At 40.9% G+C, this 16,337-nt stretch carries 16 protein-coding genes; 6 read left to right on the forward strand and 10 right to left on the reverse strand.

Annotated features, from left to right (window positions below):
• Positions 1–161 precede the first annotated feature (161 nt).
• Positions 162–1,256 carry an alkane 1-monooxygenase gene (locus tag AO498_RS08080; RefSeq protein ID WP_067545790.1) on the forward strand — a complete coding sequence of 365 codons (1,095 nt, stop codon included), beginning with the start codon at positions 162–164 and terminating at the stop codon, positions 1,254–1,256.
• Here AO498_RS08080 and AO498_RS08085 read toward each other — a convergent pair.
• From AO498_RS08085 to AO498_RS08095, 3 genes are read right to left on the reverse strand one after another with little or no spacing between them, the layout of a single operon-like run.
• Positions 1,245–2,288: a vWA domain-containing protein gene (locus tag AO498_RS08085; protein ID WP_067545793.1), complete on the reverse strand. Its 1,044-nt coding sequence runs from the start codon at positions 2,286–2,288 to the stop codon at positions 1,245–1,247. The genes AO498_RS08080 and AO498_RS08085 overlap by 12 nt on opposite strands.
• Positions 2,269–3,165 carry a hypothetical protein gene (locus AO498_RS08090; protein WP_067545796.1) on the reverse strand — a complete coding sequence of 299 codons (897 nt, stop codon included), beginning with the start codon at positions 3,163–3,165 and terminating at the stop codon, positions 2,269–2,271. The genes AO498_RS08085 and AO498_RS08090 overlap by 20 nt, the downstream gene beginning before the upstream one ends.
• The gene (locus tag AO498_RS08095; protein WP_067545798.1) at positions 3,158–4,036 is read right to left on the reverse strand and encodes a DUF58 domain-containing protein; all 879 of its coding nucleotides are present in this window, start codon (positions 4,034–4,036) and stop codon (positions 3,158–3,160) included. The genes AO498_RS08090 and AO498_RS08095 overlap by 8 nt, the downstream gene beginning before the upstream one ends.
• Positions 4,037–4,144: 108 nt before the next feature.
• On the opposite strand from AO498_RS08095, the gene AO498_RS08100 reads away from it, so the two are divergent.
• Both AO498_RS08100 and AO498_RS08105 read left to right on the forward strand, forming a co-directional pair.
• Entirely contained in the window at positions 4,145–4,498 is a 354-nt protein-coding gene (locus AO498_RS08100; RefSeq protein ID WP_067545802.1) for a DUF4296 domain-containing protein, read from the forward strand.
• Positions 4,498–6,885: an endonuclease MutS2 gene (locus tag AO498_RS08105; RefSeq protein WP_067545805.1), complete on the forward strand. Its 2,388-nt coding sequence runs from the start codon at positions 4,498–4,500 to the stop codon at positions 6,883–6,885. Before AO498_RS08100 ends, AO498_RS08105 begins: the two co-directional genes overlap by 1 nt.
• A 52-nt stretch (positions 6,886–6,937) precedes the next feature.
• Here AO498_RS08105 and AO498_RS08110 read toward each other — a convergent pair whose 3' ends face one another.
• The 6 genes from AO498_RS08110 to AO498_RS08135 form a co-directional block, all read right to left on the reverse strand.
• Positions 6,938–7,423 (reverse strand): hypothetical protein, encoded by a 486-nt coding sequence (locus AO498_RS08110; RefSeq protein WP_236778654.1) that lies wholly within the window; start codon positions 7,421–7,423, stop codon positions 6,938–6,940.
• Between the two features lie 61 nt (positions 7,424–7,484).
• Positions 7,485–8,102: an ABC transporter ATP-binding protein gene (locus tag AO498_RS08115; RefSeq protein ID WP_067545808.1), complete on the reverse strand. Its 618-nt coding sequence runs from the start codon at positions 8,100–8,102 to the stop codon at positions 7,485–7,487.
• Between the two features lie 4 nt (positions 8,103–8,106).
• A complete protein-coding gene (lpxA, locus tag AO498_RS08120) occupies positions 8,107–8,886 on the reverse strand; it encodes an acyl-ACP--UDP-N-acetylglucosamine O-acyltransferase (protein ID WP_067545810.1) in 780 nt (259 codons plus the stop codon).
• Positions 8,883–10,277, reverse strand: a complete 1,395-nt coding sequence (locus AO498_RS08125; protein ID WP_067545813.1) for a bifunctional UDP-3-O-[3-hydroxymyristoyl] N-acetylglucosamine deacetylase/3-hydroxyacyl-ACP dehydratase — start codon at positions 10,275–10,277, stop codon at positions 8,883–8,885. Before AO498_RS08125 ends, lpxA begins: the two co-directional genes overlap by 4 nt.
• 37 nt (positions 10,278–10,314) lie before the next feature.
• Positions 10,315–11,337, reverse strand: coding sequence for a UDP-3-O-(3-hydroxymyristoyl)glucosamine N-acyltransferase (gene lpxD, locus AO498_RS08130; protein WP_067545817.1), 1,023 nt, complete (start codon positions 11,335–11,337; stop codon positions 10,315–10,317).
• A gap of 13 nt (positions 11,338–11,350) precedes the next feature.
• The gene (locus AO498_RS08135; protein WP_067545820.1) at positions 11,351–12,583 is read right to left on the reverse strand and encodes an HD domain-containing protein; all 1,233 of its coding nucleotides are present in this window, start codon (positions 12,581–12,583) and stop codon (positions 11,351–11,353) included.
• Between the two features lie 59 nt (positions 12,584–12,642).
• On the opposite strand from AO498_RS08135, the gene porX reads away from it, so the two are divergent.
• Genes porX through AO498_RS08150 form a run of 3 tightly spaced genes read left to right on the forward strand, consistent with a single transcriptional unit; the run spans position 12,643 to position 15,840 of the window.
• The gene (porX, locus tag AO498_RS08140) at positions 12,643–14,202 is read left to right on the forward strand and encodes a T9SS response regulator signal transducer PorX (protein ID WP_067545823.1); all 1,560 of its coding nucleotides are present in this window, start codon (positions 12,643–12,645) and stop codon (positions 14,200–14,202) included.
• A gap of 5 nt (positions 14,203–14,207) precedes the next feature.
• Complete coding sequence (tsaE, locus tag AO498_RS08145) at positions 14,208–14,639, forward strand: tRNA (adenosine(37)-N6)-threonylcarbamoyltransferase complex ATPase subunit type 1 TsaE (protein ID WP_067545825.1); 432 nt, start codon at positions 14,208–14,210, stop codon at positions 14,637–14,639.
• A gap of 1 nt (position 14,640) precedes the next feature.
• Positions 14,641–15,840 carry an alanine dehydrogenase gene (locus AO498_RS08150; RefSeq protein WP_236778655.1) on the forward strand — a complete coding sequence of 400 codons (1,200 nt, stop codon included), beginning with the start codon at positions 14,641–14,643 and terminating at the stop codon, positions 15,838–15,840.
• On the opposite strand, the gene AO498_RS08155 is transcribed toward AO498_RS08150, so the two are convergent.
• The gene (locus AO498_RS08155; RefSeq protein ID WP_067550353.1) at positions 15,841–16,314 is read right to left on the reverse strand and encodes a response regulator; all 474 of its coding nucleotides are present in this window, start codon (positions 16,312–16,314) and stop codon (positions 15,841–15,843) included.
• Between the last annotated feature and the right edge of the window lie 23 nt (positions 16,315–16,337).

Raw genomic sequence — 16,337 nt, forward strand, 5'->3', positions numbered from 1 at the left:
CTGTTTGAATATTTGCTCGAAATTGCTCCGAACTCAGATGTTTATCGATGACAATCACCTTTGTCTAAGTCTGATTTTAATCATGTTTTTAGGAAAGCTTGATTTCCTAAAAGTTGATGGATTTCTTATAAAATTTTTAAATTTCTTGAAACCAAATCATTATGAGCAGCGGCTTTAAGAAAATCGGGTTTTTGAGTGCCTTAATTCTTCCCCTATTATTCATCCTAGGCCTTGAGCTTGGAGGGGTTTGGCTTGGCGCAATCCATTTATTTGTGTTTCTATTGATTCCTTTGATGGATTTTTGGGTGAGTAAGGATACTCGGAATGTTCCAAAAGAATCAGTCAGCAAAGAAGCAAAAGCTATTTTTTATCAGCTGATTACCCATGTGTGGGTTGTGGTTCAGCTGGGTGTTTTGTTTTGGACTTGCTATCGCCTCAGTCAGGAGTCCTATTCATTGACTTCATGGTTGTTGCTGGTTTCAGGAGCTGCCTTAGTTACAGGCGGAATCGGGATTACTGTGGCTCATGAGCTTGGACATAAATCCAGACCCTTGGATCAGTGGTTTGCAAAAGTGCTATTGATGACTGTAGGTTACATGCACTTTATTATTGAGCATAATCGAGGACATCATGTTCATGTAGCTACTCCAAAAGACCCGGCAACCAGCAGAGAAGGGGAAAATTTTTATGCTTTTTGGTGGAGATCTGTTAGCCAAGGTTACCTGAATGCATGGCAACTTGAAAAGGAAAGGCTTGGCAAAAAAGGAAGTTCGAATTGGTCATGGTCAAACCAAATGATTCAATTTCATTTGATTACTGTTTGTTTTTGGGTGATTTCAACCTTGGTTTTTTCTTTATCCCAATCTCGATGGGTTTGGGAGGTTCCTGTTTTTTTAATTTCTCAAGGAATCTTAGCCTTTACTCTTTTGGAGTTGGTGAATTATCTCGAGCATTACGGCATGAGTCGGCGTCTTCTTCCCAATGGCAGGTATGTGCGAGTGACTCCGATGCATTCTTGGAATGCTTCCCAAAGGATCAGTAATTTTTTACTTTTTCAATTACAACGACATTCGGATCATCACACCTTTGCCTCCAAACCTTACCAAATACTGGATCATCATGAAGATAGTCCTCAGCTCCCAGCAGGATATTCGGCTATGATTATCATTGCCTTGTTTCCACCGCTTTGGTTTAAACTGATGAATCCAAGATTGGAAGATTGGCGGAAAAAGAACCAGTCTTGGTCAATCCAATAGGAAATTGTTGAGGAAGGTACTCTTTAAACCTAGCCAGATCAAAAAGAAAGCCATCGCCCAAAACAGATAAATTCGGTAAAAATCAGCCGTTTCTTTATAGCGGTTTTCGAGTATTTCTGCTTTTTCCAATTGGTCGATACGGTCAAAAATCTCCTGAAGGGAATTGCTATCCGAGGCACGATAAAACTCCCCTGTTCCAATTCTAGCAATTTCCCGGAGGGTTGTCTCATCGAGGTAACTTTCGACCATTTGCGGTCGGCCAAAAAAATCTGTGCCGTAAGGTACCATCCCATCTTTTCCAACGGCAATGGTATAGATTTTAATGCCAAATGCTGCGGCAAGCTGAGCAGAAAAAAGTGGATCCACATTTCCTGCATTGCTTTCTCCATCCGATAGTAAAATCATCACCTTGGAGGGAGATTCGCTGTCTTTCATTCGATTTGTTCCTGCCGCAATCGCTGAGCCAATGGCTGTTCCTTTTGCCTCAATCATTTCGAAATTAATTTCAGAAATCAGGTCCGTAAGTAACTTGTAGTCATTGGTCAATGGGGCGAGTGAATAGGCCTCTCCAGAGAAAACAACCATTCCTATTCGGTCACCAAACCGACCATTGATGAAATCTACAGCCGTTTTTTTTGCAGCTTCAAGCCGGTTTGGGGTGAAGTCCTGTAGATCCATAGACTCCGAAATATCCATCACCAATAGGATGTCAATGCCTTCCGTGTATTGCTCCACACGCTCGTTGCTCCGCTGAGGCCTAGCCAAACAAATCACCAAAAAAATCAAAGCCAAGAAAAAGAATCCTGTCGGAATCAATCGGAGGTAAGTCCAAGGATTGCCTCGTTCAATCCGTTTGGGTAAGGATAACTCTAAGACTGGATTTTTGAGGAATTTTATCCCTTTTCGTAAAAGGATTAAAAGTGGAATAATCCAGAGTAGATGAAATAAAAGTGGATTTTCCCATTCGTAGCTTTTAAAGGTCTCAGGCAAAAACCAAGACCAAGAAAAAAACTCAGCGAGTTGCTCTTTCATGTCTTAGTTGGTTTTGTTTTTCCTGAAATTTCATTTTGGCAATCTCCAAGAGGTACTGAGTTGACTCCTCGGACACAGAATCTTTTCCAGCGTAAATAATCATATCGATTCCCCGTAATGCCTGAAGTACTTTGGGGTCCTCTAAATTTTTGCTGATTTCACTCGAAGTCCATTCTTGAAATGGCTGGTTGGTAATGCTTTCCAAGTAACCTTTCCAAAGCCCGATTACTTCATCAGCCAACTCGAGATTAGGATTTTGGAAAAGCAGGGTAGTGAGTTTTTTCCACTTCCTTTCAAACTGTAGAAAGCGGATTTTCTCTCTGTTTCGTAAATAAATCGCTTTGATTTTATTGGCAAAAAGAAGGATAAATACGCCTATGATCAGTAAAATTCCACCACCTATTAAGCCAATCATTAGCCAGTTGATTGGTTTTTCCAAAGTTTGGTAAACGTTATTTTGTTGGAAAACCAATTGCTCCGGAATAGAATCAAGCATCAATTTCAGTTTGATTTCTGCTTCATTTGAGAAATAGGTGATGCTGTCGTATCGACTGAGCTCGTAGGCAGGCAGCGATAAAAATGAATTAGGTTCCAGACTGAAATTGGAGAGGTAATACACTGCACTGTCCGTTGTAATTCCTTCTGTGGTCGAGCTGATAAAGGACTTCTTTTCGAGAAGCACGAAAGGTGAAAAATCAAACGTAGAATCAGGGAAAATTAGCTGAGTGCTTTGTGGATACTGTGCCTTCAATACAAATCCCACTCGCTCCCCCAATCGTGCCGAGTCTTGCATGAAATATCCATCAAGCTGGATTTGCTGAGGAAATGCAGTGAACGAAATGAAAACCAAGAAAATGATTCCAGCGATTTTACCCACGTTTCATTCGTTTATTTCTGTACTTGAATAGTTCGATCAGTGGTGAGACAATATCCTCTTTCGAATCAATCGCAAGGTAATTGATCTGATGTTTTCGGCAGATGTCTTTTAAGTTTTCTCGTTCGGAGGTAAAGGTGTTAGAAATTCGCTTGGAGAAGCTTCCAAATGCAGTATTGACCCAAGTCGTTTTCCCTTTTTCTTTATCAAAAATTGGAATGATTCCCAAAGCAGGAAGCGCTGATTCCCTTGGATCTGTAAGTTGAATAGCGACTACGTCGTGGCGTTCGGCGAGTGCTCGGAAAGACCGCTCGTAATCCTGATCAATAAAATCCGAGATGATGATGATGATGCTTCGCTTTTTGATCAAATTAAGAGCAAACGAAAACATGCCGTTTAGATCTGTTTTCAAGCTTTTGTTTTGGTGGTCAAAAATTCCACGAATCACTTTTACACCTTGCTTGCTCCCTTTTGAGGGAAGAATTAATTTCTCTTGCTGATCTGAATAGCTGATCAATCCGATTTGGCTACCTTCATAAACTGCAGCTAAGGTAAGTACCCCAGCAATCAATTTGCCCTGATCGATTTTTTTGTTGCCTTGCTGTCCAATGTCCTGACTTCCGCTGATATCCAATAAAAAATAAACGGATTGCTCTTTGTCCTCACGGAAGGTCTTGACGAAGGTTCCATGACCTTTGGCAGATACTTTCCATTCGATGGTTCTGATGTCATCACCGTATTGGTAAGGCCTCAGATCATCAAACTCTAATCCTGATCCTTTGAATAAGGATTGGTAATCTCCCTGAAGGTGATTGTTAGCCACCTTTCTAATCATGATTTCGTACTTTCTGAGCTTGCTGAAGAGCTGATCCATGGGAGATTTTTGTGTGGGCTAAGTTAAGCCCTTACTTGGAAATTTAAAATTTGACTTCCTGCAACGGTAAGGACAAAATCCGTTAAAAAAGCCTAATTTTGGGCCACTATGCGTTACCTACTTGGAGTTTTACTATTGGTTTTCGGCATTTCATGTGATCGACAATCCCAGCCAGAAGGGGTTCTTTCTGAGGGCCAAATGGTTGAGGTATTGATTGATATCCAATTGACGGAAGGAAAAGTAAGTGCACTTCCAGTTTCTTATGATTCTTCGCAGGTGCTATATAATCTCTTAGAAAAAGAGATTTTTATAAACCATGGGGTGTCTGACTCGGTTTTTACCCAAAGTATGTTGTATTACCTGGAAGACGCTGGTAAAATGGATCAAATCTATGCCCGGGTTATCGATTCTCTAGTCGTCTTGGAGTCCAATCCCAGTACAGGAAAAGAGGAAAATTTCTAATGTTATACCCATCCAATCTCGAGCAAAAAATCAATTTCATTAAGATTAAAGAACTTCTGAAAGCCGAATGTACCTCGTCTTTGGGGATGGACTATGTCGATAAAGTTTCCTTTTCCTCAGATTTGAATTTGGTACAGCGTCTTTTGGATCAGACGGATGAGTTTAAAAGCCTGATCATCTCAGGGGATGCTTTTCCTTCTTCCAATTTCACAAACCTGATTCCATACCTCGAAAAAGCTAAGCTTGAAGGAGCTTTTTTGGATCAGGAGGAATTTTATGAGTTGAAATTGGCACTCCAGACTCTTAGTTCTTGTGTTTCTTTTTTTCAGAAAAATGCCGAGACCTATCCTACTTTAAGTGCCTTACTGGGACTTTTGCTCGATTTGGATTTAAATCTGCTCAAAGCGATTGATTTAATAATTGACGAAAAAGGGAAAATCAGATCCAATGCCAGCAAAGAACTTCAGCTGATTCGTAATCAATTGATCTATGAAGAAAGTCGCCTTCGTAAGGTTATGGATCGAATTTTTAAAGAAGCTAGATCCAAAGGCTTGACTCCAGAAGATGCGGCGATGACTATCCGTGGGGGAAGAATGGTAATCCCTGTTGCTGCAGAAAATAAACGGAAGCTAAGGGGATTTATCCACGATGAATCAGCCACGGGCCAGACTGTTTTCATGGAGCCAGAGGAAGCTTTGGATATCAATAATGAAATCAGAGATCTGGAATATATGGAAAGGAGAGAGATCATCAAGATCCTTACTCGCCTTACAGATCAACTTAGACCTTCAATTCCCGCTCTTCGCAAAGCAACCAATTTTTTGGGTTTGATTGATTTTATTCGTGCAAAAGCCAAGTTTGCGCTCAAAACTGAGTCTGTAAAACCCTTATTGGTCAAGGAGAGATTGGTAGAGTTTACAAAAGCCAGGCACCCATTATTAGAGATTTCATTAAAGGGTCAAGGGAGATCAATTGTTCCTCTGAATATAAAACTGGGAGGTCATGAACGATTGTTGGTGATTTCAGGGCCCAATGCTGGAGGAAAGTCAGTTGCGCTTAAAACAGTTGCCTTATTACAATACATGCTGCAATGTGGACTGTTGATACCTGTGCATCCCGATTCGAAAAGCTCCTTATTTGATAATTTTTTTATTGATATCGGCGATGAGCAAAGTCTTGAAAATGATTTGAGTACCTACTCATCTCATTTGATGAGCATGAAACATTTTACACAGTTTGCCAATAAAAAGACTTTCCTATTTATCGATGAATTTGGTACTGGGACGGAGCCTCAGTTTGGTGGGGCAATTGCCGAATCCATTTTATTGGCCTTGAATAAATTGGGGGCTTTTGGGGTGATTACTACTCACTACGGCAATCTCAAACAGATAGCCAATAAAAATCAAGGCCTGGTCAATGGAGCTATGCGGTATGATGTGGATCGGCTCGAGCCAATCTATCAGTTGGAAATTGGTAAACCGGGTTCATCTTTTGCACTCGAAATCGCCCAAAAAATCGGATTATCCAAGGATATTTTGGCCTACGCCAAGGAGAATATCGGTGAGGAGCGCGTGCGATATGATCGGCTTTTGACCCAGTTGGAAAATGAAAAAAATCAATACGGTTCCTTGCTGAAGGAAGTGAAGGAAAAAGATAAGCTCCTTCAAATTCGGCTCAAGGAATACAACCAGCTCAAGGAGACGATAGAGCTTTCCAAAAAACGATATATCCAAGAAGCTAAAGTCGAAGCCAAGTCTATTTTGGATCAAGCGAATAAAAAGATCGAAGCGGCTGTTCGGGAAATTAAGGAAGGAAAAGCATCCAAAGAGCGTACTGTTCAAATCAGAAAGGAGCTCGAGGAGTTTAAGCAAGAGGTAAAACCTGAAAAAGTTGTTCCTGTTGAACCTTCCATTCAAGTGATCGGAGGCACCATTGCAGCTGGTGATTGGGTTCGGGTCAAAGATAATGGGGCGATTGCTGAAGTCCTTTCCATCAAAAACAAAGACGTGGAAATCACCATTGGAGACCTGAAGTCCAATGTGAAAATGAGTCGCTTGGAAAAAATCTCCAAAACAGAAGTAAAAAAGGAGCTTAAGTCTATTTCCAGAGCGGGGAATTACAATACTAATGAGAAAATGATGGAATTCTCTTCCAATCTGGACCTTAGAGGAAAAAGGGGAGAAGAGATTTTGCCCATTCTTCAAAATTTTATTGACGAAGGCTTCATGTTGGGGGTTAAGAGTCTCCGCATAGTTCATGGAAAAGGGGATGGAATCCTCAGAGAGATTACCCGGAATTTCTTACGAAGTATGCCAGAAGTTGGGCGTATGGAAGATGAACACGCTGATCGAGGAGGAGCGGGAGTTACACTCGTCAGTCTAAAATAAAAAACGGAAGCCTTTTGAGCTTCCGTTTTACGTTGGATGGTGGTTTGTTTGGTTACTTTTTAATCAGATTGAAGGTATAATTTCCCGCGATTGCAAGAGTCCCTTCTTGTCTTGCTCCTGGTGCAGGAATCGTTAAGGTTAGTCTAAGATTTGTTCCTGTTTGAGTAAAAGAAATCTCTCTTCCTGCTGCAGGCTTGGTTCCTGTTAATTGAATTTTATCAAAATTGGTACCTGCAAAAGACCAGTTACCACTAGCATCAAACAAATCGTTGCTATTTCTAGCCGTGAAGGTTTTGGAAGAACCTGAATTAAGAATTAATTCAAAAGTGCTGTAGAGATCGGTGACATCTCGACCGTCACGAGTAACAGATCCACCATTACTGATACTCCAAGACAAGGTGCCTGTGCCGGTGAGTGCTTCAGTTGCAATTTGCTCAGGGGTTTTTGGAGGATCTGGAGCTGGTTTATCTCCACCACAGGATTGAAAACCCAACATCACAATTGCCAATAGGGATAATTTCCAGAAGATTTTTTGCATAAAAGTGTAATTAACAAAGGGTAAAATTAAATTTCTTCGGCTAAGAACAAAACTGAAAAGCCTACTTATACTCCTCAAGTTTTATTTTTTTGGTACAAAACTCAAATTCCCGTGGTTCATTGGAGCAAATGATCAAAATTCGATTCAATCCAAAGTTTTTAATCAACTCCAAGTACCAGGCAATTCCTCGAGCATCCAAATTTGAGGTGGGTTCATCAAGGAAAACCACAGGACAATCAGAAAAGAGAGCTAAACTTAATTTAACTCGTTGTTTCATTCCCGATGAAAACTGGGACACAGGCTTATTAGCATGTTGATCCAGATACATCGTTTTCACCATTTCTGAGATGCTAATTTCGGGGATTGGAGTTTTAAACTGAAAATGAAAATCCAGAAGTTCGCTTAAAGTAAATTCTTCTGGCAGCTCAAGGTAGGGAGCTGAAATGCTAAGCTTTTGATACCAGTCCGAGGAAGGGATTTCGTTTTGTTCGTTGGCCCAGGTTATTTTTCCAGAGCTTAAAGGAATGGATCCGGCAATGCATTTCAATAATGTTGACTTTCCGGATCCATTACTTCCTGTGACTGCGAGACTATCTCCGGATTGGAGATGGAGATTTAGATTTTTGAAAATCCACTCGTATTGAAAGCGCTTTGAAGCTTCAGTCAGTTGGATTTTCATCCTATTAATTGATATATCCTTTCATTACACCTCGCTCAGAACTTCGGATGAAATTCAAAATTTCATCCCGCTCTTTGGTAGCTGGGAGGTTGATTTCAATTTCTTCCAAGGCCCTGCTATTATTCATGCTATTGAGGAAGAGGTAACGGTAGACTTCTTGAATATGAGAAATTGTTTCGCTTGAAAACCCTCTTCTTCGAAGTCCCAATGAATTTACCCCAGCATAGGAAAGTGGCTCACGGGCAGCTTTGGTAAATGGTGGCACATCTTTTCGGACAAGCGATCCACCAGAGATCATACTGTGCATCCCGATTTTTACAAATTGATGGATCGCACTACTTCCCCCAATAATTGCCCAATCATCAATCGAAACATGTCCTGCGATTTGAACAGAATTGGCAATAATCACATGAGAACCAATCACACAATCATGCGCCACGTGTACATAAGCCATCAATAAACAGTTGCTTCCTACCACAGTAGTTTGCTTGTCGACAGTGCCCCTTGAAATAGTGACACACTCTCGGATGGTCGTATTGTCACCTATGATGACGGTAGATTCTTCCCCTTGGAATTTTAAATCTTGGGGAATACCAGCGATTACTGCTCCTGGGAAAATTTTACAATTCTTTCCGATCCTAGCACCAGGGTAGATGGTTACATTCGATCCTATCCAAGTGTTTTCTCCGATGATCACATCGTCGTGAATCATGGTGAATGGATCGACATGCACGTTTTCTCCGAGCTGGGCCTTTGGGCTGATATGTGTTAGCGGACTGATCATGCGTCTTTTCTTGTAATGCTGGCTGTCATTACCGCTTCACAAACCAGGGTGTTGCCTACATAAGCTTCACCCCTCATTTTCGCAATTCCCCTGCGGATCGGAGCCAAAAGTTCACATTTAAAAATCAAGGTATCTCCTGGAAGGACCATCTTTCTGAATTTGCAATTCTCAATTCCTAAAAAGTAGGTCCAGTAATTTTCTGGATCATCTACTGTAGAAAGAACCAAAATTCCACCAGTCTGCGCCATTGCTTCGACTTGCAATACGCCTGGCATAACTGGGTTTCCTGGAAAATGTCCCATAAAGAAAGGTTCATTCATGGTGACATTTTTTACCCCTGCAACAACCGTCTCGTCCAAATAGATAATCTTATCAATTAACTGAAAAGGGTATCGATGTGGAAGGATATTGCTGATTTGGTTTATATCCATTACTGGAGGCAGCTTGGGGTCATAATGCGGGATATGAGAAGCACCAGCTTTCTCCATCGCACGCTTTATTTTTTTAGCAAAAGCCACATTAGCCGCATGGCCTGGTCGAGCTGCTAAAATTTGGGCTTTCAAAGGTCTTCCGACTAGCGCCAAATCGCCAACTACATCCAGAAGTTTGTGTCTTGCTGGTTCATTTCTATAGCGTAAGTCCACATTATTTAGAATGCCTTCTTTTTTGACCTCTACGGATTGCTTGTTGAACATTTTTGCCAAGTGCGCCAATTCTTCTTTTTCAACCACACGGTCAACAACAACAATGGCGTTATTGAGATCTCCTCCCTTGATCAGGTTAGAGTTATAGAGCATTTCTAATTCATGCAAAAAGCAAAAGGTCCGGCATGATGCAATTTCAGGCTTAAACTGGCTGATATCTGTAATAGATGCATGCTGACTTCCCAAAACCGGAGAGTTGTAATCCACCATTACAGTTACTCGGTAGTTATCAGTTGGAAGTGCAACCATCTCTACCTCTCGAGCAGGATCCTTGTATTGAATACTTTCCTGAACTTCAAAAAATCTTCTTAAGGCATTTTGCTCTTCAAAACCGGCATCCTCCAAAACCTCAATGAATTGAATAGAAGAGCCATCCATGATCGGAGGTTCTGGTCCATCCAATTGGATCAGCACATTATCAATTTCCAGGCCTACAAGAGCAGCTAAAACATGCTCTACAGTGTAAACTCTCGCTCCATTTTGCTCTAGGGTAGTTCCTCTTGATACATCTACCACCAAGTCACAGTCCGCATCAACAGTAGGTCTTCCTTCTAAGTCAACCCTTTGAAACTTAATTCCATGGTTTGGTGGTGCTGGAAGAAAAGTCATGTTAGAAACTACTCCGGTGTGGAGACCCACGCCAGATAATTCCACCTGCTTTTTTATAGTATGCTGTTTTACTTTCATAATAGGAATTTCCTTTCGGAAGGTTTGGGCGCCAAAATTAGCCCTTTTTTTCCAGTTCTTTGATTCGCTGGGCGAGTTGGTCCAGATTTTTAAAGTGGGTATAGGACTTTAAAAACTCTTTCATGTCCATAGCCATGTAGCCAAAGAGTGTTTGTCCTGAATTTTTAATGGATTTACTGATGCCAGTATTTGCACCAATGGTGGTCTTATCTGCTATTTTGATATGGCCTACAATGCCGGCCTTACCTGCAATGACACAGTTTGCGCCAATTTCTGTGGAGCCAGAAATTCCCGCCTGAGCAGCAATCACCGTATTTTCCCCAATGATGACATTGTGGGCTATTTGAACCTGATTGTCAATTTTTGCTCCTTTTTTAATGATTGTAGAGCCCATGGTTGCGCAGTCAATGGTCGTGTTGGCTCCAATGGAAACAAAATCTTCCAAGATGACATTTCCGATTTGAGGAATTCCTTTGTAAGTACCGTCAGGTTGTGGGGCAAAACCAAATCCATCTGCTCCGATGACGGCTCCCGGATGAATTTCACAATTCGAACCAACGACTGTATCCGCACAAATTTTTGCGCCAGAGTGGATGATGGTGTGATCTCCGATCCTGACACGATCTCCGATGTAAGCATGAGGATGAATTTTCACATGATTACCTATGATGCAATTTTTTCCGATGTAAGAAAAGGCTCCTCGATAACCTTGATCTCCCATCGTGCTACCTGTTCCCAGAAAAGACGGTTCTTCTACACCGGAAAGTGCGTTTTTAGAAAATTGCGCATAAGCTTCGAGCAGCGTAGTGAATCCTAAATAGGCATCTTTTACTCGAATTAGGGTAGTAGAGAAAGTGCGGTTTGGCACAAATCCTTCTGAAACGATCACCGCGGTGGCTTGGGTTTCATATAAGAACGGTTCATATTTCTCATTGGAAAGAAAACTAATCCCGCCTGTTTTTCCCTCTTGGATTTTATCTAGTCGATTGACCTTTTGTGAGAGATCTCCTTCTACTGTTCCACCTAAAAGTGCGGCTAATTGCCCTAAGGTAAATTCCATGACCGTAAAATTTTTATGGGTTTAAAATTAGGCTTTTGGCTTTACAAACGTAATGTTTCTCTACGATCTTACTCATCACTTTGATATTCGGTAAATCGGCGGCAGTGGCGACATCCATCACTTTTCCTTTTTTGGTGAGGATATTGATTTTGTCTTTGGCGAGGTAGCCGTAATTACTCACTTTTCCAGAGGAGAAAAAATAGTCAATGTCCGTATCTGGGATTTGTAATTTCCGTTGGGTTTTGATTTTCATTTCCTCCAAATCTTCTGAGCCAAAAGGTTCATTGGAAAGATTGATTTTATACAAATTACGAGTGAGAAACATCTGAGAAATATTTCTCAAAACATAATCTTCATGCTTTTTCCACATTTTTATCGCTCCCCAAATGTCATAATCATCTAGACTCAGGAATTTTTCCAAAAGCGTGTGATCTTTTTTGAAATCTTCTAATGAGATCGTCTCCTTCATAAAAAAACCAAGCTCATCAGTCACCTGAAAAGCCATTCCTGAAGTAGCTAATACTTTTGCACGTTGGATGAGGTTAATGAGCATTTTTTCAGCGCTGACGGTAGTTTTGTGCAAGTACACCTGCCAATACATCAATCTTCGAGCACTGAGGAAGTTTTCTATGGAATAGATTCCTTTTTCTTCGATTACTAGTTGCTCGTCTTTTACAGCCATCATTTTGATGATCCGGTCTGCTCCAATAGTCCCTTCAGAAACCCCGGTAAAAAAGCAATCCCTCTGCAAGTAATCTAATCGATCGATATCGAGCTGACTCGACACCAATTGATTTAAGAATTTTCGAGGATATTCATTTTTGAAAATTTGAATGGCAAGATTTAATTGGCCATTTAACTCTTGATTCAACAGCTGAATGGTTATTAAGGAAAGTTCTTCGTGCGGAATACCTTTCAAAATGCTGTATTCTAAAGCATGAGAAAATGGACCATGTCCAATGTCATGAAGCAAAATTGCGATCAATGCAGCTTCATATTCCTGATCTGAGATTTCTGTTCCTTTGTTTCGAAGATTGTCTAACGTAATGCTCATCAGGTGCATAGCTCCGAGGGCATGATGAAATCGGGTATGCAGTGCTCCGGGATAGACAAAATCAGTCAAACCTAATTGTTTGATCCGGCGTAACCTCTGAAAGTAAGGGTGGTCAATGATCGTGAAGATGAGTTCACTCGGAATCGTGATAAACCCATAAACTGGGTCGTTGAGTATTTTCTGGCTTTTCACTCAGCACTCATTTGATTGACTCAAAAGTAATTATAATTTTAGAAGAAAGGGAAAACACTATGTCTCAAAAATTCCATATTCTCTGGGCAGATGATGAAATCGATTTGCTCAAACCTCACATCCTTTTCTTGCAACAAAAAGGTTGTGAGATTGCTACGGTCAATTCGGGAATTGATGCAATTGAAGAAGTGGAGGAGAAAAATTTTGACGTAATTTTTTTGGATGAAATGATGCCCGGAATGACCGGACTCGAAACCTTGCAGCATATCAAGCAGCTAAAGCCTCAGATTCCTGTCGTAATGATCACCAAATCCGAGGAAGAACATATCATGGATGATGCGATCGGAGGGAAAATCGCTGACTACCTGATCAAGCCTCTTAATCCAAGTCAAATCTGGCTTTCAGTTAAAAAAATTCTTCAAAATCGTCAACTCATTGAAAGCAAGACGACGCAAAGTTATCAGCAGGAATTTATGCAAATCAGCCTTGCGCTCGGGGATGCAAATGATCATCAGGATTGGGCGGATTTGTATCGAAAACTGACTTTTTGGGAACTCCAGATCGATGAGACTGAAAGTAAAAACATGCAGGAGGTTCTAGAAACTCAAAAAGCTGAGGCAAATTCCTCATTTGCCCGTTGGGTCAAGGACAATTACCTGGATTGGATGACTGAAAAAAATAAGGATAAGCCTTTGCTTTCCCATCAGGTGATCCGGGAAAAAGTGTTTCCTCACTTAAATGCATCTAAACCTTTGTTTTTCATAGTAATCGATAATCTTCGGCTAGATCAATGGGAGGAAATTGAACCTTTGTTATCTCCTTATTTTACAGTCGAAGAAAAGGAAACGTACTTTAGTATCTTACCTACTACCACTGCATTTGCTCGAAATGCACTTTTTTCAGGAATGATGCCGCTCGATATGGCTCGATTTTATCCAAATCTTTGGGAAGACGAAGATACAGAGGAGGGTAAAAATAATTTTGAGGAGGATTGGATCAAGATCAATTTGGAAAAGAACAGGATTGCTGGGAAATTTTCCTACCACAAGATTCTTCAAAGCCATCAAGGAAAAGCGATCGTGGATCAGTTTCACACGATGATGCAGAACTCCTTAAATGTCTTGGTGTACAATTTTGTGGATATGGTTTCGCATGCACGCACAGACATGAAGATGATTCGAGAGTTGGCTCCGGATGAATCTGCCTACAGATCATTAACCAAAAGTTGGTTTGAGCACTCCTCACTTTTTGATTTACTGAAGAAAATTCACCATGTAGGAGCAGAGGTTATTATAACTACGGACCACGGTACCAAGCGAGTAAATAAGCCCTATCGAATCATTGGAGACAAAAATGTGACTACCAATTTGCGTTATAAACAAGGGAAAAATCTCAATTTTGAACCGGGAAAAGTATTTGAAATCAAAAAGCCAGAAGAGGCTAAGCTTCCAAAGTTGAATGTTTCCAGTTCTTACGTTTTTGCAGTGGAGGATTATTTCTTTGCCTATCCCAACAATTACAATTATTATGTCAACTATTACAAAGATACCTTTCAGCATGGAGGAATATCTTTGGAAGAAATGATCATTCCGATCGTTCGACTGAGTCCAAAATCGTAAACAACTTGAATACTTTTACCTATTCGCTAGAAGAGCTGGATCAAGCGGCTGCTTGGGTTATTCAAAAAGCTAAAGAGCAACCTATTTGGCTCTTTCAAGGAGAAATGGGGGCAGGAAAAACCACACTGATAAGATCCCTGGCCAAAGCCTTTCAGGTAGAAGATTCTGTCAGTAGTCCGACCTTTGGCATTGTCAATGAATATCATACCAAAACAGGCGAACCTATTTATCATTTTGATTTTTATCGTTTGGAAGATCCCGCTGAGGCCTTGGATATCGGAATAGAAGAGTATTTTTATAGTGGCAATCGTTGCTGGATCGAATGGGCTGAGAAAATTTCAGAGTATTTGCCTGAGGAATTTGTCCTTTTGAAAATATCTTCACTTTCTCCCCAATCACGACAAATCACCCTATTATTTTCCCAAGATGCCCAGTGAAATGAGTGAACTGACAGCTGTAGGATTGATTCCTAAAGAATCCCCTGCTTTAGTTAAAAAAGGAGGATCTCCACTTCAAGTGGGATTGCCTAAGGAGATTTCTGCTCAAGAAAAGCGAATCGTATTAACCCCTGAGTCGGTAGGCTTACTAACCAATTGCGGAATTCAGGTTGCAGTAGAATCAGGAGCAGGGCTGCAAGCAAAGTTTAAGGATCAAGACTACGCTGACGCTGGTGCAAGAATTGTTTACTCCCATAAGGAGGCTCTTGCTGCAGACGTGGTATTGAAAGTAGACGCTCCTACACTTGAAGAAATTGGGGATATGAGTCCAGGTTCTTGTTTGATTTCTGCATTGCAGATTGAAAAGCAAAGCGCGGAGTTTATCAAAGCCTTAAATGAAAAGAAAATTACAGCGGTTGCTTTCGAGTACTTGGAGGATAAAGTAGGAGGCATGCCGGTGGTGAGAGCTATGTCAGAGATCGCAGGAAGTACTGTGATGCTGATAGCAGCCGAATATCTTTCAAGCGTTCATGATGGAAAGGGACTCATACTTGGTGGTGTTACGGGAGTGCCTCCCACTCAAGTGGTGATCATTGGGGCGGGAACCGTTGCGGAATATGCGGCTCGAACAGCCTTAGGTCTTGGAGCTAATATCAAGGTTTTCGATAATCACATTTATAAATTAAGGAGGATCAAGCAATTGCTTGGACAGCAGATTTACACCTCCACCTTGGATAATTTTGGACTTAGTCAAGCATTAGCCGAGGCAGATGTGGTGATTGGTGCTTTGAGAGCTGAAAAAGGCCGAAATAAAATTGTGGTGACTGAAGAAATGGTTGCCAATATGATTCATGGGAGTATCATTATTGATGTGGGAATTGACCAAGGAGGTTGCTTTGAGACTTCCCGAATGACTACTCATGATGAACCTGTTTACAAGGTTCATGATATCATTCATTATTGCGTTCCAAATATTGCCTCCCGAGTTGCTAGAACGGCTTCTTATTCCCTAAGCAATATTTTTACACCCATTGTCCTCCACATGAATGATCTTGGAGGAGCAGAGGAGATGATTTTTAATTACAAATGGTTTTTGAGAGGAGTTTATACCTACAGAGGTAGCTTGACCAATGCATATTTGGGGAAAAAATTTGGTCTAAATCATAAAGAGCTGCAATTGTTGCTTGCAGCTCGTTATTGATTAAGAAAGCAGGTTTTGCCGTAATAAGAACTCTAATTGTTCATTAGCTTTAACCAGAGCTTCTGTCAAGCGCTCGTTCTCGCGTCTTAAGGAATAAATTTCGAAGGCATTTTTGATGACAGTTCGAAGGTAATCCTCCTCCCAAGGTTTGGTGAGGTAGTGATACACTTGGCCCTTGTTAATTGCGTCAATAACCGCTTGAATGTCTGTATATCCAGTAAGCAACAAACGGATTGGTTTAGGATGTTGAGGAATCACACTCTCGAGAAATTCTACACCTGTAATTTCAGGCATCCGTTGGTCGGTGATAATTATTTCGATTTCCTCATTTTTTAAAATCTCTAAACCTTCCTTAGCAGAAATCGCTAGGAAAATTTTATAATCTCTTCGAAAAGTAGCTTTGAAAGCTTGAAGATTGTTCTCTTCGTCATCGACGTAAAGAATTTTAATTTTTTCGGAAGGAGTGGTTTCCATCAATTTTGTGCTAAGTAAAAACT

It is taken from the genome of Algoriphagus sanaruensis, from assembly GCF_001593605.1.
In the GTDB taxonomy this organism is placed as follows: Bacteria; Bacteroidota; Bacteroidia; order Cytophagales; family Cyclobacteriaceae; genus Algoriphagus; species Algoriphagus sanaruensis.

Bases quoted from the DNA above. Each gene is read 5' to 3' on its own strand.
- AO498_RS08150 (WP_236778655.1), top strand. From the start codon at position 14,641: ATGAGTGAACTGACAGCTGTAGGATTGATTCCTAAAGAATCCCCTGCT.
- AO498_RS08155 (WP_067550353.1), bottom strand. From the start codon at position 16,314: ATGGAAACCACTCCTTCCGAAAAAATTAAAATTCTTTACGTCGATGAC.
- lpxA (WP_067545810.1), bottom strand. From the start codon at position 8,886: ATGATCAGTCCGCTAACACATATCAGCCCAAAGGCCCAGCTCGGAGAA.
- AO498_RS08125 (WP_067545813.1), bottom strand. From the start codon at position 10,277: ATGAAAGTAAAACAGCATACTATAAAAAAGCAGGTGGAATTATCTGGC.
- porX (WP_067545823.1), top strand. From the start codon at position 12,643: ATGTCTCAAAAATTCCATATTCTCTGGGCAGATGATGAAATCGATTTG.
- AO498_RS08100 (WP_067545802.1), top strand. From the start codon at position 4,145: ATGCGTTACCTACTTGGAGTTTTACTATTGGTTTTCGGCATTTCATGT.
- AO498_RS08080 (WP_067545790.1), top strand. From the start codon at position 162: ATGAGCAGCGGCTTTAAGAAAATCGGGTTTTTGAGTGCCTTAATTCTT.
- AO498_RS08110 (WP_236778654.1), bottom strand. From the start codon at position 7,423: ATGCAAAAAATCTTCTGGAAATTATCCCTATTGGCAATTGTGATGTTG.
- lpxD (WP_067545817.1), bottom strand. From the start codon at position 11,337: ATGGAATTTACCTTAGGGCAATTAGCCGCACTTTTAGGTGGAACAGTA.
- AO498_RS08115 (WP_067545808.1), bottom strand. From the start codon at position 8,102: ATGAAAATCCAACTGACTGAAGCTTCAAAGCGCTTTCAATACGAGTGG.
- AO498_RS08105 (WP_067545805.1), top strand. From the start codon at position 4,498: ATGTTATACCCATCCAATCTCGAGCAAAAAATCAATTTCATTAAGATT.
- AO498_RS08095 (WP_067545798.1), bottom strand. From the start codon at position 4,036: ATGGATCAGCTCTTCAGCAAGCTCAGAAAGTACGAAATCATGATTAGA.
- AO498_RS08085 (WP_067545793.1), bottom strand. From the start codon at position 2,288: ATGAAAGAGCAACTCGCTGAGTTTTTTTCTTGGTCTTGGTTTTTGCCT.